1 pseudogene is annotated in these 433 nt (G+C 53.3%); it reads right to left on the bottom strand.

Annotation, left to right across the window (positions count from 1 at the left end):
* Positions 1 to 282, bottom strand: a pseudogene (locus DVK05_RS17670) (hypothetical protein); the annotation flags it as partial.
* Positions 283 to 433 lie beyond the last annotated feature (151 nt).

Here is a 433-nt window from a genome sequence, read left to right as displayed (position 1 = left end):
GTGTATTGACTCCGGAACCAACAAGAGATACGGGAGAATAATCTGCGCACTTTCTTTACGGTTAAGGAGTTTCGACCGGTGTTTGTCCAACTGCTTTCTGTCGAGCAGACAGCAGTCGAATGTAGCCTCGGCGATATCCGGGGTTTCGACGAGCGTGTACTGATCGTGTGCGGTTAGCCACTTTTCGAGGCCACGCTGATTTCCCGGGTCAGTGACCAAAGTGAGCACGCGCTTGGATTCGTCGACTGCTTCTCGATTCGTATGCTGTTCGTTCGTGGGCATGATGTTCGGATCAGTGACTCCTATGACTGGTCTCTCATTTCGTGCGACAGTTACGTCTGTTCGTCGCTGTCAACGTCGTGTTTGCTGGCAGTATCCGTATCGTTCCACTCCGGCGTCCCGGTGAGAATACCCCGAAGCTGCGGAAGAGGCT

Origin of the sequence: Halorubrum sp. Atlit-8R, from assembly GCF_003666025.1 — an archaeon.
GTDB lineage: Archaea > Halobacteriota > Halobacteria > Halobacteriales > Haloferacaceae > Halorubrum > Halorubrum salinarum.
The sequence above is the reverse complement of the archived record's forward strand: the minus strand, read 5'-3'. Positions and strand labels throughout refer to the sequence as shown.